Below are 19,878 nucleotides of genomic sequence, written 5' to 3' on the forward strand. Positions count from 1 at the left end.
CGCCTATCTGTCGTACCACCGCGGCCGCCAGTCCCTGCCCAGGTCCGCGTGATCGGCTCATCCGGGCGTTCGGCGGGATGCGATCTTCGACCAGAGCCACGCGGCGTGCTTGAGCGCCTGGTCGAACCGGTGGTACAGCCGTGGCGGCACGTACGGGAGCAGCGCCGAGTGCCGCTGGGCGAGCAGGGCGAGCAGCTGTTCCGATGGGAGGTTGGCGTAGCGTGGGAGGCTCTCGTACCAGCGGGCGCTGTTGCGGGCCGCTTTCTGCATGGGCCGGATCTCGGCTTGGCGCTCCCGCTCGTAGAACTCGAGTGCGGGCTCGAGCTGCGGCTTGGCGTGCAGCGCGTAGACGAGGAAGGCGGCGTCGCCGAACGCGAGTGCGGTGCCCGCGCCGACGGAGTAGTGCGTGGTGTGCGCGGCGTCCCCGATCAGGACGAGGTTGCCGTGGTGCCACCTCTCGTTGGTCAGCGTGCGGAAGTTCAGCCAGCGGGCACTCTCGCCGGCGTTGTCCTGGCCGATCAGCGGGTGGCCGTCCAGGATGTCGGCGAAGAGCTTTTCCAGGAGGGCCAGGCTGTCGGCCTCGTTCGCCTGGTCGAACCCGAGCCCCGCCCAGGTCTCAGGTGAACACTCGATGATGCAGGTGCTGCGCTCATTGCTGTATCGGTAGCCGTAACACCAGATCCAGCCGTGCGGGGTTTCGACGAAGGCGAAGGTGAAGGAGTCGAACACCTTGGTGGTGCCGAGCCAGAGGTAGACGTTGCGGCCGGCCGTGACCTCCGTGCCGAAGTGGCCGGCGTGGCGCTGGCGCAGCGCGCTGTTGATGCCGTCGCCGGCGACCATCAGGTCGGCGCCGGTCAGTTCCTCCTCGCTGGTGACCTCCCGTTCGTACTCGATGCGGACGCCGAGGGAGCGGGCGCGGTCGGCGAGGATGGCGAGCAGCCGACTCCGGCTGATCCCGAAGCCCACGTCCATGCTCTCCACCAGGCACGGCGGGCGGTAGCCGTGCACGCGCGCCACCCAGGTGTCCCAGCGGACCGAGTCGTCGCCGATGGCACGGGCGGACTCGGGGTCGGCGGAGTGGAGATTGTTGTAGAGATCGTCCCAGTAGGTCACTCCCCAGCCGTACGTGGAGCCTTCCGGGTATCGCTCGTAGACGGTGATGTCGTGGGACGGGTCCGCTCGTTTCATCAGGACCGCGAAATACAGGCTGGCGGGGCCGCCGCCGACGCAGTCAACCTTCACACCAGCCCCCTACGACACGTATTGCAATCACTCCATTACATAAAGTAGCAGGTAGGTGTGGTAGCGGCGATGTCGGCAATGCCTGACTCGGACTTTCCGAGACTGACGTCATCGCCCGCGGGCGCCGCCCCGGGCGACCACACGACCGCCTCTACCCTGTGCCGCCGTGGGCCGTCTGTGGGCCGTGAGAGCACGAAAGACCCTGCCAACCGATGCGACACCATGAACACTGTCATGCCAGGTCAGATCGAGGGCGGTGGGTTCGCCCCCGGCGGTCGTACACTGCCGTGCAGGTAGCGAGCATTCGCAGATCTTGCAGAATGATGCGTCCGACGCAACTCCGCTCATTTGCAGTGTGGAGGCGAAGAAGTGCCGCAGCATGTGCATGCCATGCTGCCGGCCCCGCCCGCCGCAAGCGCGCGGCCCGAAGGTACCGACGCTGTAGTTGATCAGCACGGCGGTACCGAACTCGGGCTTGTCGTCGCTCATGACCACTGAGGCCTGACCGTTCAGGCGCTGGACGTCAGCGTCATGAACGCCGAGCGATGCCAGACCAGGGGCCGGTGTGGGAAATCGTCCCGGAATCCCAGCACGCGCAGGACGATGATCTCGTGATCGCCGGCGTCGTGCGCGGCTTCGATCGAGCATTCCAGCCAGATCGCCGCGCCGTGCAGGAAGACCGACCCGGAACAGGAGACCAGGGTGTCGATTCCGTCGAGCCGGGTGTCCTTCTCCCGGGACGCGAGCTGGCGGGCCTTCTCCGTATGGCCCTCGCCGAGCACGGACACGCCAATGGCCGTGGCCTTCGCGAGCAGAGGCCAGGTCGTCGAAGATCGCTGGACCGCACAGAGCACAAGTGGGGGATCCTGGGACACTCCCACGCTGAACGACGAGACCACGAGAACGGCCGGGTCGCCGTCGACGACTGCTGCGAGCGCCGCGACGCCGGAGGGGAATCCCGAGAACACCTTGCGGAGAGCCTGGACATCGCCAACGTAGGGTCTGATCATGACCGCTCCCTCCCGCCGACGCCGCGAAGGACGACCGCTCGCCACGACTTCAACCAGGATTCCAGGGAACCGTCGGTCCCGTAGGTGCTGTCGATCAGATAGAGGGACGGAGCCGGGCAGCTCGCACCCAGCTCGACGAGGAGCGGTTTGAGGTGCGTCTCCGGTGCCATCGCATGCATGGGCGCCGCACCGAGCATCACAGGAACCCCGACGACGCCGGCCAGCCCGTTCTGACCGGGGAACCGCTCGAGGAAGAGCTTGAGCAGGCCCGTGTACGTCGCCTTGAACGTGGGAGAGGCCACGATGAGCAGGTCGGCCTTGGCCACCGTGTCGACCGCCGCCTGCACCTCGGCGTTCGTCCAGTCCAGCAGGGCCGCACCGAACTGCGAGAGTTCGATGACACTTATCTCCTCGCCCAGCCCCCGTGCCAGCCTCTCCGCCGCGTCCCTCGTACGGGAAGCCGGCTTCGGATTGCCGATCAGGGCCACGATCCGGTCGTCACTCATCGGTCACCTCGTCTCTCTTGCACTGGAAGTACTCCCGCCCACGCACCTCGTCCTGGTTCATCTGGGCGATGAGGTCGTCGACGGTCTCGAATGTGATCTGGGGACGGATGAACCATTCGACCGAGATTTCGGCCCGGCACCCGTAGATGTCCTCATCGAAGTCGAGGATGTACGCCTCGATCGTCCGCGTCGTGGCGTTGAACGTGGCGTTCGGCCCGATCGAGACGAGCGCCGCAAGCGACTCGGGCGAAGGCCTGGCGTCATCCGGGTCGGCAGGCTGGAGGATCGTCAACCGTCCCGCGTATACCCCGTCCCCTGGAAGTCTGGTGGCCGGGTCGACGTCGATGTTCGCCGTGGGGAAGCCCAGCTTCTTCCCCCTCCCCTCGCCGTGGACGACGGGGCCGGTGGCGTAGCCAAGGAAGCTGCCGGAGTTCGATTCCAGCACATCATGGCCCTTTCTCCCCGGATGGCCGGGCTCTGATGAGCCCACCGCAGGACCGAGCATCGCGGCCGCCATGACGCACAGCGCCGTGGACACGGCGAGCACCGCAAGGGCCGTACCTTCGGAGGCGGCGGCGAGCAGCGCGGCGGTCGCGGCACTTCCGAGGACCCCACCTGCCTGTTTCACCGCGTTGTAGGCACCCGCGGCAGCACCCATGAGCCTGTCCGGTATCCCCGTCAGCGCGGCGACCGAGAGCGGTGCCCAGATGAAGGAGTTGGCGAAACCGTAGAGCACGAAAGCCCCGGAGAGAGTCCATTGGTTCGATTCCGCCAGCACGAGCACGGCGGAGGCCGCCATCGAAACGGTCAGGGAGACCGAGCCGACGATCGCGGTGAAACGGCTTCCCCGCGCGTTCACCGAGCGGCCGGCGAACGGTGCGGCGAGCGCCGCGACGACGCCCATCGGGACGAGTGTGAGGGCCGCCTCGATGGGATCGAGTCCCCGGTCTTCCTGGAGGTAGATCATGACGGGGATCATGGCCGCGCCGACGGTGAAGGACGCCGCGGCGCTGCCGGCCGCGGCCATCACGAATCGGCGGTCGCGGAAGAGCACGACCGGCAGCAACGCGATATCCGGCCTGCCACGCTGGGCGTACACCACGCCACCGACGAACACCGCGCCGACGCACAGAAGGAGCCACGCCGGCATGAGCCCCAGCACGACGCCGCCCGGCGAGGCCGCACCCTCGTGGATTCCCGCGACGATGGCGAAGGCCCCGGCGCCGCTGATCAGCACGGATGCGAGCGGTATCGAGACGGGCAGGCGGGTGGAACGCGGAACCCAGCGCCAGGCCGCAATCCAGGCCGCGATCCCGATGGGCACGTTGACCAGGAATATCGACTGCCAGCCCCACGTCCCCACCAGGACGCCGCCCAGGAGCGGCCCGCTGACCGCGGCGGTTCCCCCGACCGACGCCCAGATTCCCAGCGCCGTCGCGAGTGCCGGAGGGGTGAAGATCCTTCGTATGATCGTCATGCTCTGCGGCGTCATGAGCGCTGCTCCCAGCCCTTGCAGGACGCGCCACAGGATGAGGATCCCGGCGGTCGGGGAAAGCGCGCACAACAGCGAGGCGGCTGTGAAGAGCCCCAGCCCGAGAAGGTAGATGCCGCGCGCCCCGAACCGGTCGCCGAGCCGGCCTGCGACCAGGAGCGGGATGGCATAGGCGAAGAGGTAGGCGCTGTTGACCCAGATCCCGGCCTGCTCACCGGCCCCGAGATCCTTCATGAGCGCCGGCAGCGCCACCGAGATGATCGTGCTGTCCACGAGCAGCAGGAAGAATCCGGCGCAGAGGGCGGCGAGGGCCGGCCAGTGGCGGCGCATCGGAGCCTGGGCCGGCACCGCCTGCCGGATGGTGGGCTCGGTGGGTCCCGAGCGGGCGGACCGGGTCATGGGGCGAGGTTCTCGCGGAGCGTGCGGCCGGCGTACCGGGGGGCGAGTGCGCCACGGCGACGGAGCTCCGGGACGAGCAGCTCGGCGACGTCGTTGAGCCCCGCAGGCATGCCCAGCGGGCTGGACAGCATGTAACCGCCGCGGGAGCCGGTCGCGGCGAAGTTCTCCTGCAGCGCGTCGGCGACGGCGCCCGGGCTTCCGGTGATCGTGTGGTCGATACCGGTGGCGCTCTTCCAGCCGTGCTCGAAGAACTCTGCCCGGCCCATGCGGTAGCCGTCCCCGTACTCCCCCACCAGCCGGGACACGAGCCCCGCCTGGCTGGCCTGCGCGGCGTGGAGCTGGTCGCGGAGGTCACCGAGCAGGAATTTCGCCGGAAGCGTGGACAGGTCATATCCCATGTTGTGGGAGAGGTACGCGCCGACCGCCTCCTCGTCCCAGAAGTCCAGCACTTCCGCGCGCCGGGTGCGGGCCTCGTCCTCCGTTCGCCCGACGATCACCTGTGTCGCCCAGAGAATGCCGACGCTTTCCGGCTTGCGCCCTTCGGCGACCAGCGCCTCGTCGAGCATCCGCCGGTGCCGGAGCTGGCCACTGAGGTTCGCGCCGAAACCGAAGACCACGTCGGCGAACCGGGCCGATGCCGCGATACCGCGGGGCGAGTTTCCCGCCTGCACCAGCACCGGGCGGATCTGCGGGCTTGGTACGGCGGGCAGCGGTCCCTTGACGGTGAAGAACTGGCCACGGTGATGGATCGGTGAGACCTTCGCGGGATCGGCAAACCGGCCGGAGTCCCGGTCGCGGACGATGGCGCCCGGCGCGACCGAATCCCACAACGCCTGGCAGACGTCGACGAACTCCTCCATGCGTGCGTAGCGCACGTCATGCTCGAGAAGCTCGTCGTAGCCATAGTTGGCCGCATCGGCGCTGCGGGTGGAGGTGACCACATTGAACGCCATGCGGCCACCCGTCACGTGGTCGAGCGAGTTCAGCAGGCGCGCCACGTAGAAGGGGTGCATGAACGTCGAGGAGTAGGTGAGGCCGAAGCCGATCGACGAGGTGACCGTGGACATGGCCGCGATGACCGGGGCCATGTCGTGTCTCGGCCACTGGATTCCCCATTCCACGGCCGGCTCGATCGAGCCGCGCCAGGTGTCCGGGATGCCACTGCCGTCCCCGAAGAACAGCATGTCGACGCCGGCACGCTCGGCGGTTTGCGCCAGTTCCATGAACATGCGTACGTCGGGGAAGTCGCGCCCCACCCATGAACCCGCGGACGCCCAGCGGCCCTCGGTGTGGGTGAAGGACAGGTCGAAGGCGATGTGAATGCCGCTCATCGGAGGATCTCCAGGTCGTTCGCCGCCTCCCGGTCCTTCCACAGGGCGGCGAGGTCGGCCGCTGTGGACAGCACGGCAACGTTGAGCGCGAGTTGCTCGAGGGCGTTGTTGTGGAGGCGCGTGTCATAGGCCGCCACCGCGTCGACGGGAACGACGACCGGCCAGCCGAGCTGGAAGGCGTCCGTGGCGGTGGCGGTGACACAGCATTCGGTCGTCAGGCCGGCGACCGCGACCCAGTCGATTCCCTCGGCCCGCAGACGGGTCTCGAGGTCGGTGCCGATGAAACCGCTGTAGTGGCGCTTGGCCACGCGCGGCTCCCCTTCGGCCGGCGCGACCCGGTACCACTCGGCGCCGCGCGTGCCGATGACGCAGGGTTCGTCGGGACCGGGTGGCGCATCGAGGTCACCACCGCGGAACCATGCGCTGGACCGCCACGGGTTCTCCGGGTCGCTCGCCAGTTCGATCCACACCACAGGCACCCCAGCCTCGCGGGCGGCTTCGACCAGTCGCGAGGTTTCGGTGATGGCGGCCTCGACGAGTGCGGAAGCGTGCTCGTCCAGGCCGTAGGGGGTCAGGAACGCGGGATCGCCGAAGGAGCGCTGCACGTCGACGACGAGCAGCGCCGGTCGGTGGCCGGGTGAGGACAGAAAGGACAGGTGCTGGGGGCGGAGGCTTTCCATCAGGCGGATGCCTCGTCCATCGCCCGCAGGGCGGGAAGCACGGTCTCGCCGAAGAGCAGCATGTCCTCGTCGTACTCCGGGAAGATCAGCATCAGCCCGTCCAACTCACCTTCCCGCACGACCGTCGCGATGTGCTCGATGATGGTTTCGGTGGATCCGCTCACGTACGGGGTCTGGAAGGCCGCCTCACCGGTGGCTCCCTTCGCCCAGGCACGCGCCTGGTGCTCCGCTATGCCCCAGGAGGCACGCATGGCGGCCAGCGCTTCGCGGTCCACGCCCTCGCCCCACCGGCGAACCTTTTCCTCGGCGGCGGCGTCCGTCTCGTCCTGGACCACGGTGAGCATCGAGTACGTCTTGACCGTACGGCCCAGCTTCGCGGCCTTTTCATGGACGTCCCGGGAAAGGTCCCGCATTTCCTCGAGGCTGTCGGCTCCAAGGAAGGCCCCGTCCGCGTAGGCGGCCTGAAACTCCCTCGCGCCCGCCGAACGACCGGCGCTGATAAGCGTCGGCCGGGTTTCGGGATGAGGGCGGGATTCGCAGTCGTTCAACGTGAAGAAGTCGCTCTTCATGGTGACCGCGTGCTCCGACCACAACCGCGTCACCGCCTGCGTCCACTCAGTGGTCATCCGGTAACGCTCGGCGTGGGACAGGTCGGCGTCCCAGAGACCGAACTGCTCGAACTCCGCCGCGTACGCCCCGTTGACGATGTTCATCCCGGCACGGCCCTGGGAAATTTGCTGCAGCGTGGTGAACATCTTGGCCGCGATCGCGGGGTGATGGATGTTCGCGTGCATGGTCGCCCAGATCTTCACGCGCTCAGTCGCCTCGGCCAGGGCCGACATCATCGTCATCGACTCCAGGCTTTCGCCCCAATGGTCGGTGGTGCCGCCGAAGCCGCGCCACTTCGCCATGGACATGATGAAATCCAGACCGATGGCTTCGGCATGCAGCGCCGCACGTTTGTTGTACGCGTAAGTGGCTTCGGGATGCGGCGCGGTGGTGGAGAGCATCCAACCTCCGCTGCCGATGGGGAGGAAGATTCCATATTCTTTCGGGGACACGATGCCGCCTTCCGATATGCGTGTTGACGTCAGGGAGCCGGCCACGCCAGCTGACCCGACTGGTAGAGGGCCGTAAGGTACGAGGAGTCGAAGAAGGACTTGGCGTCGGCGGGGCTCGTCTTCTTCAGCATGGAATGCTTGGCCAGCAACTCGGCCAGTGCGGTGACGTTGTCCATGTCGATGAGGCCGAGTGGGGCATCCGGCGATTTGGTCTGCTGCACCAGCGCGACCTCGGTCTGCCAGATCTTCAGGTTCTGCGCCTTGTCGTATCCTCCGTCGGACAGGTCGGCGGCGTACCCGACGCATTCCTCACCCCTGGTGGAGCAGTAGTCGTAGGCGTGCAGGCCGGCCCGCAGGAAATCCTCGACGGCGGTCCGGTGCTCGGCGGCGAAGGCCGGGTTGGCCGCCATACCGCCGAGCGAGCCGGGAACGTGGTAGTCGTAGGGCCGCCACACCTTCACCTGCTTGCCGGCGGCCGCGAGCAGGTTGGGCTCGTTGGAGATGAACCCCGTCAGGGATTGGACCTGGCCACGAGGCAGAACGGACGGGTCGTAGCCGACGACGACCTGCTTGATGGAGGGCACGTCCGCGCCCGCCTGGGTCAGCATGGCACTGACCCCGACCGACAGGCTGCCCTTCTGTCCCAGGGTGGTGCCGTTGAGCTGCTTGAGATCGGTGATGGTCGGCATCGTCATCAGCACCTCGAGGCCGGCATTCGAATAAGCGGAGATGCCGAGGATGCTGATCCCGTTGTCGCGGGCCTGGATCACGTCCTGCTCGCTGACCGGGCTGATGGTGACCTGCCCGCTGGCCAGGAGCTTGGCGTTCTGACTGGTGTTGCCGGTTCCGGGCTTGATGTCGACGTCGAGGCACAGGGCGTCGAAATAGCCCAGCTTGTCCGCGGCGAGGTACTCCAGAATGGACGCCGAAGCCTGGTAGAAGTAGCCAGTCAAATAGGTGATCTTGCCGGCTGCCTTGTTCTGGGCGCAGCGTGCTGCGGAAATGGCGGTTCCGCCCGACGTGCCCTGGGCGCTGCTGGTGGCTCCGACCGGCGCGCCGTCGGCGCTGCTCGTGTCATCGGAGCACCCGGTGAGCCCGGAAGCGGCGACAACGACAGAGGCGGCGGCCACAAGGACACGCAGCAAGCGTTTCTCCATGAATGACTCCTCGCATGTGCCAAGCGCGCAGCGCATGACGGGTAAAGGGTGAGGTTTCGCCCGGCTCCGTTGCGCCGGGAAGAGGTGAAGCAGACGTCGACGAGGCCGCTCGGTCGCGGCCGGGGACGTCAGCCGGCCGCGCCCTGGGTGCTCTCGTGCCAGTGCAGGGCCCTGCGTTCGGCGATCGTGACGACGAGGAGCAGCGCCGAACCCATCAGGGCCAGGACCGCGATCGACGCGTACACGACGGGAAGCCGATTCATGGTCGAGGCCACACTGATCGCAGTGCCGAGCCCTTCCGCCGCGCCGGGGGCGGAAAACTCGGCGACCACGGCACCCACGATGGACAGGGGGAAGACGATGCGCAGCGCGGCGAACAGGTACGGCAGCGAGCTCGGCACCCGGACACGCCACAACATTTCCAGCCGCGACGCGTTGAGCGTGCGGTAGACCTGCACGACCGAGAGCGGCACCGCCCGCAGCCCGACGGAGGTGTTGATGAGGATCGGAAAGAAGCAGATCAGGCCGGTGACGATCAGTTTGGGCTCGGGCCCGAAACCGAAGGCCACCACGAGAACCGGCGCGATGGCGACCAGAGGTGTCACGTTGAGGACGACCGCGACCGGCATGATCGCCCGCCGCGCCCACGCAAACTCGCTGATCACGATCGCCAGGACGAACGCCGTGACGAATCCCAGGGTAAGCCCCAGAAGCGCCTCCTGAAGGGTGACCCAGGCGTTGTGGAGGTAGTAGTCCGGCTCCTCGGCCAGCGCTTCTCCGACCGAGGAAAGTTCCGGCAGGAGATACGGCATCGAGCGGGCGCCCCACTCCCACAAGACGCCGAGCACGCACACCATCACAGTGAGCGGGAGCCAGATCTTCGGACGCACGAAACCGATCCGCGATCTCGGATGGCGCAGGCTGTAGCGAGACGGTTCGGCAGCGGGCTCTGCGACAGGCTGCTCGGCTTCCGGCAAGGTGGCGACGACATCGTCAAGGGAAGTCATGTCGGTACTCCTCCCGTCACGCGACGTGCGTGTGCCAGGCGCCACGCAACTTTTCTCGAATCAGATCCTCGAATCGGTGGAACTCTGGCGTCTTGAGCAGGTCACGCCCTCGTGGCCTGGGCAGATCGACGGTGACGACGTCGGTGATGCGGCCGGGTTTCGGCGCCATGACGACGATCATGTCGGAGAGCCGGACCGCTTCGCTGACCGAGTGGGTCACGAACACGACGGTCGTCTTCAGCTCATCCCAAAGATCGAGCAGCTGCTCCTGCAGGCTCTCGCGGGTGAACTCGTCGAGCGCCGAGAAGGGCTCGTCCATCAGGAGAACGTCGGGCTGCAGACCGAAAGCCCGGACAATCGCGGTCCGCTGCTGCATCCCACCCGAGAGCTGGCCCGGCAGCTTGTGCGCGGCTTCGGCGAGACCCGCCTTGCGAAGAAGCTCTGTCATGTCGGGACACGTTGGAGTGTCGCGATGCGCGGCCTGGCCGATAGCCGACCGTCTCCGGCCCGCGGCCCGGTTGACCTTCTGGGGCAGCGTGACGTTCTTCAACACCGAGAGCCATGGCAGAAGGGCCGGCGTCTGCGGCACGAGCCCCACCATCTTCGCCGCGCAGGCTGCTTCCGGGCTGACCCCGTAGATGCTGACCTCACCCCGGTCGGCCGGCTCCAGCCCGGCGACCAAGCGGAGGAGCGTGGATTTCCCACAGCCACTGGGGCCGATGACACTGACGAACCGGCCGGGCTCGATGGACAGGCCCACGTCGTCGAGCGCCACCATCGCCGAAGCTCCGAAACCGTAGACCCGGCGGGCGCCGCGCACCTCGATCGCCGCCGCGCTCATGCGACGACCAGGCGCTCGGGACGACAAAAGGGCATACCACGAACCATGACGCTCTCCCCACACTCACACCACTTCGAACGCCGGAGAGCGTGCGGCGCGAGTTCGTATCTGCACCGCGGAAATCCGAGTAGCTAAGACGCTAGGGAGGCCACATTGCGTGGCTTCGACACTTCTGTTGCCAGGGTGTTACGACTTCCCGTGGGGGTCATCGCTCGACCAGCGGCACAATGTCCTCGTCATCCCGGAACAGAAGCACCTCGACGCCCACGTCCCGAGCGGCGGTGGCGACCCAGCCCGAAAATGCCTGGGACACTGCTTCGCTCACGCACAGGATGGCTCGACCGCCAGGCAGGATCGAGCGGCTGAGCCACACGAGCTTGAACATGTCCGCCATGACCTTGTTGCGATGATGCGACTTGTACGTCCCCTGGTTGGCGACGAGCTGTACCAGGAACCGGTTATCCGCGTCGACTCCCTCGACCTCCACCCGGCTCCCGTCCGGCAGGACGAGCGTCCGCGGACGAAGCCGGACGTCAAACCTCGTGCTGAGGCCCTCCAGCATCCGCCGTTCCGTCGAATCGGGACGAATCCGGTGCCAGACCTGGGGATCTTCTTCTTCGGCCAGGGTCACCCCGGAAGTGTAACCAGGCCTCGCAGAGCCGTGTGACGAAGACCGCTCCCCATCTCCCCGGCGGTTCCGGGACCCACGACTATGCCTCTGATGTGGCCCAATGATGCCGTGCACGGGCCGGGTCGCCCGGGCGGCAACTCTTGACGGTCGGCCGGCGCGCAGGTCGCCGTCAACTCGACCGTGCCCATGCCAGATCGGCGGCCGAGCAGGGTGACAACGCATCATGCGGAGTTCGCCGGGATCGGGGCCTGCATCGCCTGCGCCTGGCTACCCGATGAAGGCTTCCTGCCGCTCTCGCGCGGAGTGCATGTCCCAGAGAATGTCGGCCAGCTCGGCCGGGTCGGCCGCGGGCAGGTCGGACACGGGCTCGCCCTCGGCCAGGCGCCGCTGGTAGTCGGCCTCGAACGGGGTGCCCAGGATGCGGGCGCCGATGTAGAGCCTCCCGACGTAGACGCCCCGGTCGGCGACCTCGCCTGCGAGCGACTGCAGGTAGTTGCGCTGCGCGGCCAGGACCGGCGGCCATCCACTCATGTACGGCCGACCCTCCACGGCAGCGGCCCCCTGAGCGGTGAGGATGGCACCATCACCCCGCTCGACCATGGCAGGCAGGAACTCCCTGACCAGCGCCATGAGCGTGTACAACGTGATCGGCAAGCGGTCTTGCACCAACTCCGGGGTGAGCGCGGCGGCGGGCACGAACGCCAGGCCGGCAGGCGCCGGGCCGTAGTACAAGGCCGCGGGGTCACCGACCCGCTCGCGGATCCGCTCAGCCAGCGCCGCGACGGCGTCAGCCTGGTCCAGATCGCCGGTGACCGCGTGGGCGGTGATTCCCTCGGCGGCCAGTTCCCGGGCCAATGCGTCCAACGGCCCCTGGCGCCGAGCGACCAGGACAATCTCGTACCCCTCCTTCCCGTATCGCCGGGCGATGGCCTGACCGACACCCGGGCCGGTTCCGAACACTGCGATGGATTTCGTCATGGCACCGAGCCAACCGCACATCGTCTGGACGATCCATGGGTGATTAGCTTGGTTACCTTTGCGATCGTCTAGGATTGAGAGATGGACGTGCTGACGGACCTCCTGCACCGGGCCCGCGCCCAGAACGCCCTGGTCAGACAGCTGATTCAGCGGCCACCGTGGGGCATGACCTTTGCCGACTCCCCGCCGCTCACCGTGGCCGCCACCCTCGGCGGCCACGCCTGGATCCGGCTCGGCGACACCACCCCCCTCCGCCTCGCCGCGGGTGACATCGCCCTCATCACGGCTCCCGGCGGCTACACGATCACCGACGAGCCCGGCACCGCGCCTCAGTTCTTGATCCGCGACGGCCGCAAGTACCTCCCCACCGGCGCCCCCGCCGACCTCCACCCCACGCTTTCTCCCCGCACCTACGGCGACGGCCTTGCCGGCGCCACCGTCATGCTCCGCGGCGTCTACGACCTGCATGGCTCTTCGGCCTCCAGGCTGCTGGCCCTCATCCCGCCCCTGGCGGTCGTCCCCTCAGGCCCCCGTACCCAGGCAGCCCTCGACCTCCTCGCCACCGAAACCGCCCGCGACGAGCCGGGCCAAGACGCCGTCCTCGCCCGGCTCCTGGACCTGCTCCTCGTGATCGCGTTGCGGGCCTGGTGCACCGGGCCGGAGGCGTCGCCGCCTGCCTGGTACCAGGCGCTGACCGACCCGTCGATCGGCGAGGCGCTACGCCTGCTGCATGACAACCCCGCCCACCGGTGGACGGTCGCCTCCCTGGCCACCAAGGTCGGCCTGTCCCGCGCCGCCTTCGCCCAGCGCTTCACCGCCCTGGTCGGGCAGCCACCGCTGGGCTACCTCACCGACTGGCGCATGACCATCGCCGCCGACCTGCTCCGCGACACCCAGCAGACCGTGGCCACCGTGGCCCACCAGGTCGGTTACAGTGACCCGTTCGCGTTCAGCGTCGCCTTCAAACGCGCCAGCGGCCACACACCGTCGGCTTGGCGAGGCTCCTGCCAGCAGGGGGTACGGCACACCGTGACGGCTTGACCACCCACCGAGCCGACTCCCTCCGCTCCCGCCGCCATCTAAGCTCAACCAGGCCCAGCCCGGGCGGAACGATGCCGGCTGCGCACCGAGGGTGCTCTATTGACGGCCGTGCACCTTAGAAAGTCCAGAACTCATGCGCGTTGTCCTTGGTCGCCAGCTTGATGGGAACCGCCACCGACTTCGCGATGGCCTGCCCCCGTGCAACCTTGATTGCGTCGTTAACCGCTCGCGAGCCGATCAGCCTCGGCTGCTGGGCGACCGTGGCGGCGATCGTGCCGGCCTGCACCGCCTTGATCCCGTCCGGCGTGCCATCGAAGCCTACTACCTTGACCTGTCGCCCTGCTCTGTTCCCCAGCGCCTGGATCGCGCCCAGCGCCATCTCGTCGTTGCTCGCGAACACCCCTGTAATCTCGGGGTGACGCTGAATCAGGTTCGTCATGACGTCCTGGCCCTTGGCCCTGTTGAAGTCGGCCGGCTGCCTGGCGATAACCTTGATTTTCGGGTACGCCGCGATGCCGACGGTGAAACCCCGGTCGCGGTCACGGGAGGCTGAGGTACCGGCCGTACCTTGGAGGACCACCACGTTGCCTTTTCCGCCGAGCTGCCTGGCCAGCTCCTGCGCACCCAGCTTGCCTCCGGCCACATTGTCGGAGGTCACGGTTTGCGCCGCCTCGGAGCCGTTGACGCTGCGGTCGGCCGCGATCACCGGGATGCCGGCCTGACCGGCCGCCTTGACCGCGGGGGCGACCGCGTCGGAATCCACCGGGTTGAGGATGATCGCCTTGACGCGTTGTTTGGTGAAGTTTCGGACCTGGCCAGCCTGCCGGGAGCTGTCGTTGTGGGCGTCGGTGACCATCAACTTGACCCCCGAACGCTGCGCCGCGGCCTCCGCTCCGTCACGGAACTGAACGAAATAGGGATTGCTCAGCGTTGACACCGACATACCGATCGCGAGATCCCCCGACACGTTGTCTGCGACCGGCGAGCCACAGGCGGCCAGACCGAACGCGCCGCCGAATATGAGAATCGCGAAAACCCGCATGACCTTTCTTCCTACCGGTTCGTGGCCTGCGCCGTCGGGTGTCAAGGAAGACCGCGAGCGGTCACCACCGTGCACGGCCCGTTGCCGAAACACTGAGATCGGCAGCAGGTTCAGGCCTGTTGAGCAGGGCGGTCAGGATGGCGCGCTGACGAACGTGCCGAGCGCCGGGTCCTTCCCACCGGGCAGGTCGCTGGCGGGCCCGATCCAGTCACCACCGCGAAACTGCTGGACACAGTGTATGTGATGAAATTCACGTTTCGGACACCGCACACGGGTCCCTTCCGCGACGGCCTTCGGAGACTCCCCCCGTGGTCAGAAGTGGTGCCGCGCAGGCGCTCCAGCAGTGCGGCAACCTAGTTGTCCGGCATCCGGGGTGTGCGGGGCGGCGGGACCGGCGCGATGGGTCCTGGCGCTATCGCCGGCCCGCGAGCCACTCGTCGAATGTGGTCGGCGCGATGCGGGCGTTCTCGCCGGGCAGCTGCACGTTGCCGGCCATCCCCGCGCCCAGCGGCCCCGACCATGTGGGCACGAGCTTCACCTTTCGGCCGCGGGCCTCGTTCGTGCGCCGGGCCATGTCCACGAGGTCCTGCGGCTCGGGCCCGGCGACGTCCACGCAGCGCCCCTTCGGCTCGCCGGTCGCGATCTCGGCGAGGACCTCGGCCACGTCCGCGGGGGGCGATCGGCTGCACGAGCAGCGGCGGGACGGTGGCCACTCCTTCCCGCTCGGTCCAACCCACCACCATCGCGGCGAAGTCGTGGAACTGCGTGGCGGGGACGATCGTCCACGGCACAGGCCCTGCGGCCACGAGGCGCTCCTGCTCGCGCTTGCCCGCGTAGTGAGGGTTGCCCTCGACACGATGAAGCCCACGATCGACAGCAGCACGTGGTGGCGCCGGTGAGGGCGTCGTCGAGACCGTCACCGGTCGACAGGTCCACGCCGTGGGAACAGCTGATGCGCACGACGTCGTGCCCGTCCTTTTCGAGCGCGGCGACGGTGAGCGAGCCGTCCGGGCGCCGGACAGAACGTCACCACCACGGGTAACTCCTGTTTTTCCGGCACCCGCCGACACCCCTCGCCCAGGCCAGGTTCACTTTCACCCTGCTCGGGAAGTTGCTCCTGCTGGGGCGGCCTCAGCCCCGGCCCCAGAGGCGGAGTCTTCGTCCAGGCCATGCTCGGCCTCGCCTGCCTGGATGATCGCCGCAAGCCTGCACTCCGCTCAGCCGCAGGAGGACCTCATGGAATCCAAGCGATGGTCCGTCGAGATCGACATCACCGAGGAAGGCGCGGAAACCACGGCGCGGGCGACCCTCACCGGCGGCGGCGCCCACCTGGCCGGAATCGGCCAGGCCCGGCGCCACCCAGCCGACCCGCCCATGGCGGAGATCGGCGACGAACTCGCCGTCTCCCGCGCACTGAACGACCTGGCTCAGAAGCTCGCCGTCATCAGCCGGCACGACATCGAACGATTCGTCGACACGCACGTGCCCACCTGGTCTTGGTGAAGGCCGCCTGATCCTGCGGGGGCCCCTAGCACCGGTCCCGGTCAGCGGCCGTCCCGTGCCCGGAGAGTTTTCCTGCAGCAGGTCCATTTCCAGCGGCTGAGTGTGGAAGGCGGCGCCTACACCGCACACTGACGGGCTCAGGGCTGGAGCGAGCGCCAGATCCGCGTAGGCGCCTCGAGCAGCCCCAACGCCGTACGGTCGTTGAACGCGACGATGGCCGTGACGCCCGCGCCCGGTGGGAGGCGTTCGCGTGCGGACACCATCATGACCTCGTGCGTGTTCGCCTGTCGGTCGGACGGGCGCGGATCACACCGAGTAGATCGCGATCAGCCCGGTGGTGACGCCGGCGAGGCCTGCGGTGGTCAGGACGCCGCCGCCGATCGCGGCCGCACGCAGGTGGCGGCGGGTGGCGCGAGAGCTCCAGTACAGGACGACGTACGGCAGAAAGCCGAGCGCGCCGACGCACAGGAAGGGCAGGATCAGCGCGGTCAGCACGCCGCGCGGCCCCGCCACGGCCGCCCGGTCGCCTTCAGGGGTGAGCTGGGCCGTCACCGTGTCGCCCGCCTCCAGGTCGGGCGGGGCGGAGACCGGGATCGCGGGGCCGCCGTCGCCGGGCACGAACGTGCCCTGGCAGTCGTAACGTCCCCGGCCGAGGCTGACGCACGCGTCCACGGTGAGCGTGCCGGGCGTGCCGACGGCACCCGCCGCCAGCCGGATGGACGGCACGGACAGCGGGATGGGCACCACGAAGGCGCCCGCCCACATCAGCACGATCAGCGCCTTGCCGATCCGTCCAGGGGCCCGGCCACGGGAGGCGGGGGCAAGGGGAGGACGGTGGCCGGTGTCCTCGCCGTGCGGGCGGGTGTGGCTCGGGCCGTAGCGACGGAGTCTGCTCGTGCCCGCACGACGGCGTTTCCTCATGGCCTCCACGATGGCGGCATCGGCTTGGAGGTGGCTTGTCATCGTCTGCGGCAGTGGGCGCGCGGCCGGCTCACTCAGACCTGACCGGTGCGGCCGGCAGGCCGAGCCGGGTGACGATCGCCGCCACCAGCTCGGCCGGCGACAGCGCCACCTCCACCACGATCCCGGACTCCTCCGGGCCGAGGTGCTCGAGGATCGCCCGCTGGGAGTCGAGCAGGCCGGCCGACATGTAGTGGCCGGTGCGGCGGGTCATCCGGTCCCGGATCAGCTCGGCGGAGCCGTCCAGGTGGACGAACTCCACCTCCGGCGGGCCCTGCCGGAGCACGTCGCGATAGGCGCGCTTGAGCGCCGAGCAGGCCAGCACCGTGGAGACGCCCTCGGCGTGCCGGGCGGCCATCCAGGCGGCCAGGTCACGCAGCCACGGCCAGCGGTCGGCGTCGTCCAGCGGGATGCCGGCGCGCATCCGCGCCACGTTCTCCTCTGGGTGGAACTCGTCCGCCTCGGCGAACCGCAGCCCGGTCAGCTCGCTGATCCCCAGCGCCACGGTGGTCTTGCCCGCGCCCGACACGCCCATGACCACGATGTGCCGGGTGGGCCGGTGCTCACCAGTCATGGACGGTGCCGTCCTTGAGCCGGTTGAACGGCAGATACGCCGGCTGGTACGGGAAGCGCGCCGCGGCCTCCTCGTCGAGCTCCACGCCGAGCCCCGGCAGCTCACCGGGGTGCAGGTAGCCGTCGGCGAAGGTGAACGACTGACGGAACACCTCGTTGGTCGCCGGGCCGTGCTGCATGTACTCCTGGATGCCGAAGTTGTGGATCGCCAGGTCCAGGTGCAGGGCGGCGGCCATGCCGACCGGTGAGATGTCGGTCGGGCCGTGGATGCCGGACTTGATCTGGTACTGGGCGGCGTAGTCGAGCAGCTTCCGCATGGCCGTGATCCCGCCGGTGTGGGTGACGGCGGACCGGACATAGTCGATGAGCTGTTCGCGGATCAGCGTCTGGTAGTCCCACACGGTGTTGAAGATCTCGCCGATGGCCAGCGGGGTGGTGGTGTGCTGCCGGACCAGGCGCAGTGCCTCCTGGTTCTCGGCCGGCGTGCAGTCCTCCAGCCAGAACAGGTCGTACGGCTCGAGGGCCTTGCCCAGCTTGGCGGCCTGGATGGGGGTCATCCGATGGTGCCCGTCGTGCAGCAGCGGCAGCTCGGGGCCGAACTCGTTGCGCACCGCCTCGAAGACGCCGGGCAGGTGGCGCAGGTAGGCGCGGGTGTCCCAGTCCTCTTCCGCGGGCAGCGCGGTGCGCTGGGCCGGCTCGTAGTCGTACCGTTTGCCGTCGACGCTGGGCTGGGCGGCCACGCCGTAGACGGCGTCGATGCCCGGCACGGAGGTCTGCACCCGGATCGAGCGGTAGCCCATCTCCAGGTGCCGGCGGATCGAGTCGAACAGCTCGGGCAGGTCCCGGCCCGAGGCGTGCCCGTACGCCATGATCCCGTTCCTGGAGGCTCCGCCGAGCAGCTGGTAGAGCGGCATCCCGGCGGCCTTGGCCTTGATGTCCCACAGCGCCACGTCCACGGCCGCGATGGCCGCCATGGTGACCGGCCCTCGCCGCCAGTACGCCGAGCGGTAGAGAAACTGCCAGGTGTCCTCGATGCGATGCGGGTCACGCCCGATCAGCAGGGGAACAACGTGGTCGGCCAAGTACGAAGCGACCGCCAGCTCCCTCCCGTTGAGGGTGCCGTCCCCCAGCCCGGTGATCCCCTCGTCCGTCGTGATCTTGAGGGTGACGAAGTTGCGATCGGGACTGGTGACGACGACGTCCGCTGCGATGATCTTCACGCAGGTGCCTTTCTCACAGGTGGAGCGGGCGAAGGGTCAGCTCGAGGGTCATGGTCACCATTCAGCGTAGGAGCCGTCCCGGTGCCGCCAGATGGGGCTGCGCCAGGCGTGTCCTCGTTGGCCGGCGGCGCGGACCGCCTGCTCGTCGACCTCGATGCCCAGGCCGGGGGCGGTGAGCCGCTCGACGTGTCCGTCCACGAACGTCAACGGGCTCTTGTCGAGGCAGTAGTCGAGCACCTCGGCGCCGCGGTTGTAGTGGATGCCGATGCTTTGCTCCTGGATCAGGTAGTTCGGCGTGGCGAAGCCGACCTGCAGGCAGGCCGCGAGGGCGATCGGGCCGAGCGGGCAGTGCGGGGCGAGCTGCACGTCGTACACCTCGGCGAGCGTGGCGATCTTGCGTACCTCGGTGATGCCGCCGGCGTGCGAGAGGTCCGGCTGGGCGACCGCGATGCCGGCTTGGAGGACGGGCAGGAACTCCTGCCGGCTGTAGAGCCGCTCCCCCGTCGAGACCGGGATGGTGGTCGAGCGCACGAACTCGCCGATGAGGTGCGAGTTCTCCGGGACGACCGGCTCCTCCAGGAACAGCGGCCGGTACGGCTCCAGCAGCGGCGCCACCCGGCGGGCGTTGGCCAGGGTGAACCGTCCGTGGAAGTCGACGGCGACGTCGCGGTCCTCGCCGAGCACCTCGCGGGCGGCGGCCACCCGGGCGACCACGCCGTTCAGCTCGGCGACCGAGGCGAGCGGGCTCATCCTGCCGGAGGCGTTCATCTTCACCGCGGTGAGCCCGGCCTCGACCTGGGCGGCGACGTGGTCGCGGACCTCGCCGGGCTCGTCGCCGCCGACCCAGCCGTACACCCGGATCCGGTCCCGGACCGGACCGCCGAGCAGCTGGTGCACCGGGGCGCCGAAGTGCTTGCCGACGATGTCCCACAGGGCCTGGTCGAGCCCCGCCACGGCACTGGCCAGGATCGGGCCGCCCCGGTAGAACGAGCCCTTGGTCAGCACCTGCCAGTGGTCCTCGATCCGCAGCGCGTCCCGGCCGATCAGCAGCTCCGCGAGCTGGTCGATGGCGGCGCGGACGGTCTCGGAGCGCCCCTCGCAGGTGGCCTCGCCCCAGCCGGCGATCCCGGAGTCGGTCTCCACCCGGACGAAGAGCCAGCGGGGGGCGACCAGGAAGGTCTCGATGCGCGCGATGGTCGTCATG

Annotated in this window: 21 protein-coding genes; 2 read left to right on the forward strand and 19 right to left on the reverse strand. The window is 68.6% G+C overall.

Annotated features, from left to right (window positions below):
- Positions 1–57: 57 nt before the first annotated feature.
- From Q9G87_RS14820 to Q9G87_RS14875, 12 genes are all read right to left on the reverse strand, one after another.
- On the reverse strand, positions 58–1,242 hold the full coding sequence (locus tag Q9G87_RS14820) for an FAD-dependent monooxygenase (RefSeq protein WP_305916908.1): 1,185 nt from the start codon (positions 1,240–1,242) through the stop codon (positions 58–60).
- Between the two features lie 509 nt (positions 1,243–1,751).
- Positions 1,752–2,252 (reverse strand): flavin reductase family protein, encoded by a 501-nt coding sequence (locus Q9G87_RS14825; RefSeq protein WP_305916909.1) that lies wholly within the window; start codon positions 2,250–2,252, stop codon positions 1,752–1,754.
- On the reverse strand, positions 2,249–2,758 hold the full coding sequence (locus tag Q9G87_RS14830; RefSeq protein ID WP_305916910.1) for an NADPH-dependent FMN reductase: 510 nt from the start codon (positions 2,756–2,758) through the stop codon (positions 2,249–2,251). Before Q9G87_RS14830 ends, Q9G87_RS14825 begins: the two co-directional genes overlap by 4 nt.
- Positions 2,751–4,649 carry an MDR family MFS transporter gene (locus Q9G87_RS14835; RefSeq protein ID WP_305916911.1) on the reverse strand — a complete coding sequence of 633 codons (1,899 nt, stop codon included), beginning with the start codon at positions 4,647–4,649 and terminating at the stop codon, positions 2,751–2,753. The genes Q9G87_RS14830 and Q9G87_RS14835 overlap by 8 nt, the downstream gene beginning before the upstream one ends.
- Positions 4,646–5,980, reverse strand: a complete 1,335-nt coding sequence (locus tag Q9G87_RS14840; protein ID WP_305916912.1) for an NtaA/DmoA family FMN-dependent monooxygenase — start codon at positions 5,978–5,980, stop codon at positions 4,646–4,648. The genes Q9G87_RS14835 and Q9G87_RS14840 overlap by 4 nt, the downstream gene beginning before the upstream one ends.
- The gene (locus Q9G87_RS14845; RefSeq protein ID WP_305916913.1) at positions 5,977–6,660 is read right to left on the reverse strand and encodes a cysteine hydrolase family protein; all 684 of its coding nucleotides are present in this window, start codon (positions 6,658–6,660) and stop codon (positions 5,977–5,979) included. Before Q9G87_RS14845 ends, Q9G87_RS14840 begins: the two co-directional genes overlap by 4 nt.
- A complete protein-coding gene (locus Q9G87_RS14850) occupies positions 6,660–7,766 on the reverse strand; it encodes an LLM class flavin-dependent oxidoreductase (RefSeq protein WP_305916914.1) in 1,107 nt (368 codons plus the stop codon). The genes Q9G87_RS14845 and Q9G87_RS14850 overlap by 1 nt, the downstream gene beginning before the upstream one ends.
- Positions 7,751–8,878, reverse strand: coding sequence for an ABC transporter substrate-binding protein (locus tag Q9G87_RS14855; RefSeq protein WP_305916915.1), 1,128 nt, complete (start codon positions 8,876–8,878; stop codon positions 7,751–7,753). The genes Q9G87_RS14850 and Q9G87_RS14855 overlap by 16 nt, the downstream gene beginning before the upstream one ends.
- Positions 8,879–9,006: 128 nt before the next feature.
- Positions 9,007–9,885, reverse strand: coding sequence for an ABC transporter permease (locus Q9G87_RS14860; RefSeq protein WP_305916916.1), 879 nt, complete (start codon positions 9,883–9,885; stop codon positions 9,007–9,009).
- Positions 9,886–9,901: 16 nt separating this feature from the next.
- Positions 9,902–10,726 carry an ABC transporter ATP-binding protein gene (locus Q9G87_RS14865; RefSeq protein WP_371825775.1) on the reverse strand — a complete coding sequence of 275 codons (825 nt, stop codon included), beginning with the start codon at positions 10,724–10,726 and terminating at the stop codon, positions 9,902–9,904.
- A 205-nt stretch (positions 10,727–10,931) separates the two neighbouring features.
- On the reverse strand, positions 10,932–11,357 hold the full coding sequence (locus Q9G87_RS14870) for a hypothetical protein (protein ID WP_305916917.1): 426 nt from the start codon (positions 11,355–11,357) through the stop codon (positions 10,932–10,934).
- 267 nt (positions 11,358–11,624) lie between these two features.
- Positions 11,625–12,335, reverse strand: a complete 711-nt coding sequence (locus tag Q9G87_RS14875) for an SDR family NAD(P)-dependent oxidoreductase (RefSeq protein WP_305916918.1) — start codon at positions 12,333–12,335, stop codon at positions 11,625–11,627.
- Between the two features lie 81 nt (positions 12,336–12,416).
- On the opposite strand from Q9G87_RS14875, the gene Q9G87_RS14880 reads away from it, so the two are divergent.
- Entirely contained in the window at positions 12,417–13,376 is a 960-nt protein-coding gene (locus Q9G87_RS14880; protein ID WP_305916919.1) for an AraC family transcriptional regulator, read from the forward strand.
- 115 nt (positions 13,377–13,491) lie between these two features.
- Here the strand turns inward: Q9G87_RS14880 and Q9G87_RS14885 are convergent, their stop codons facing one another.
- Complete coding sequence (locus Q9G87_RS14885; protein ID WP_305916920.1) at positions 13,492–14,418, reverse strand: D-ribose ABC transporter substrate-binding protein; 927 nt, start codon at positions 14,416–14,418, stop codon at positions 13,492–13,494.
- A gap of 412 nt (positions 14,419–14,830) precedes the next feature.
- Positions 14,831–15,082, reverse strand: a complete 252-nt coding sequence (locus Q9G87_RS14890) for a 14-3-3 family protein (RefSeq protein WP_305916921.1) — start codon at positions 15,080–15,082, stop codon at positions 14,831–14,833.
- A 572-nt stretch (positions 15,083–15,654) separates the two neighbouring features.
- Here Q9G87_RS14890 and Q9G87_RS14895 point away from each other — a divergent pair.
- Positions 15,655–15,921: a dsRBD fold-containing protein gene (locus Q9G87_RS14895; RefSeq protein WP_305916922.1), complete on the forward strand. Its 267-nt coding sequence runs from the start codon at positions 15,655–15,657 to the stop codon at positions 15,919–15,921.
- A gap of 137 nt (positions 15,922–16,058) precedes the next feature.
- Here the strand turns inward: Q9G87_RS14895 and Q9G87_RS14900 are convergent, their stop codons facing one another.
- From Q9G87_RS14900 to dgoD, 5 genes are all read right to left on the reverse strand, one after another.
- Complete coding sequence (locus Q9G87_RS14900; protein WP_305916923.1) at positions 16,059–16,187, reverse strand: hypothetical protein; 129 nt, start codon at positions 16,185–16,187, stop codon at positions 16,059–16,061.
- Positions 16,188–16,227: 40 nt separating this feature from the next.
- Positions 16,228–16,842: a hypothetical protein gene (locus Q9G87_RS14905; RefSeq protein ID WP_305916924.1), complete on the reverse strand. Its 615-nt coding sequence runs from the start codon at positions 16,840–16,842 to the stop codon at positions 16,228–16,230.
- 70 nt (positions 16,843–16,912) lie between these two features.
- A complete protein-coding gene (locus Q9G87_RS14910; RefSeq protein WP_305916925.1) occupies positions 16,913–17,455 on the reverse strand; it encodes a gluconokinase in 543 nt (180 codons plus the stop codon).
- Positions 17,445–18,674: a D-mannonate dehydratase ManD gene (manD, locus tag Q9G87_RS14915; RefSeq protein ID WP_305916926.1), complete on the reverse strand. Its 1,230-nt coding sequence runs from the start codon at positions 18,672–18,674 to the stop codon at positions 17,445–17,447. Before manD ends, Q9G87_RS14910 begins: the two co-directional genes overlap by 11 nt.
- A 54-nt stretch (positions 18,675–18,728) precedes the next feature.
- Positions 18,729–19,877 carry a galactonate dehydratase gene (dgoD, locus tag Q9G87_RS14920; protein WP_305916927.1) on the reverse strand — a complete coding sequence of 383 codons (1,149 nt, stop codon included), beginning with the start codon at positions 19,875–19,877 and terminating at the stop codon, positions 18,729–18,731.
- Position 19,878 lies beyond the last annotated feature (1 nt).

It is taken from the genome of Nonomuraea turcica, from assembly GCF_030718205.1.
GTDB lineage: Bacteria > Actinomycetota > Actinomycetes > Streptosporangiales > Streptosporangiaceae > Nonomuraea.

Coding starts and splice junctions, on each gene's coding strand:
- Q9G87_RS14905 (WP_305916924.1), bottom strand. CDS start 16,842: ATGAGGAAACGCCGTCGTGCGGGCACGAGCAGACTCCGTCGCTACGGC.
- Q9G87_RS14875 (WP_305916918.1), bottom strand. CDS start 12,335: ATGACGAAATCCATCGCAGTGTTCGGAACCGGCCCGGGTGTCGGTCAG.
- Q9G87_RS14830 (WP_305916910.1), bottom strand. CDS start 2,758: ATGAGTGACGACCGGATCGTGGCCCTGATCGGCAATCCGAAGCCGGCT.
- Q9G87_RS14895 (WP_305916922.1), top strand. CDS start 15,655: ATGGAATCCAAGCGATGGTCCGTCGAGATCGACATCACCGAGGAAGGC.
- Q9G87_RS14845 (WP_305916913.1), bottom strand. CDS start 6,660: ATGGAAAGCCTCCGCCCCCAGCACCTGTCCTTTCTGTCCTCACCCGGC.
- Q9G87_RS14835 (WP_305916911.1), bottom strand. CDS start 4,649: ATGACCCGGTCCGCCCGCTCGGGACCCACCGAGCCCACCATCCGGCAG.
- Q9G87_RS14855 (WP_305916915.1), bottom strand. CDS start 8,878: ATGGAGAAACGCTTGCTGCGTGTCCTTGTGGCCGCCGCCTCTGTCGTT.
- Q9G87_RS14840 (WP_305916912.1), bottom strand. CDS start 5,980: ATGAGCGGCATTCACATCGCCTTCGACCTGTCCTTCACCCACACCGAG.
- Q9G87_RS14900 (WP_305916923.1), bottom strand. CDS start 16,187: ATGATGGTGTCCGCACGCGAACGCCTCCCACCGGGCGCGGGCGTCACG.
- Q9G87_RS14910 (WP_305916925.1), bottom strand. CDS start 17,455: ATGACTGGTGAGCACCGGCCCACCCGGCACATCGTGGTCATGGGCGTG.
- Q9G87_RS14825 (WP_305916909.1), bottom strand. CDS start 2,252: ATGATCAGACCCTACGTTGGCGATGTCCAGGCTCTCCGCAAGGTGTTC.
- Q9G87_RS14865 (WP_371825775.1), bottom strand. CDS start 10,726: ATGAGCGCGGCGGCGATCGAGGTGCGCGGCGCCCGCCGGGTCTACGGT.
- Q9G87_RS14885 (WP_305916920.1), bottom strand. CDS start 14,418: ATGCGGGTTTTCGCGATTCTCATATTCGGCGGCGCGTTCGGTCTGGCC.
- dgoD (WP_305916927.1), bottom strand. CDS start 19,877: ATGACGACCATCGCGCGCATCGAGACCTTCCTGGTCGCCCCCCGCTGG.
- Q9G87_RS14860 (WP_305916916.1), bottom strand. CDS start 9,885: ATGACTTCCCTTGACGATGTCGTCGCCACCTTGCCGGAAGCCGAGCAG.
- Q9G87_RS14880 (WP_305916919.1), top strand. CDS start 12,417: ATGGACGTGCTGACGGACCTCCTGCACCGGGCCCGCGCCCAGAACGCC.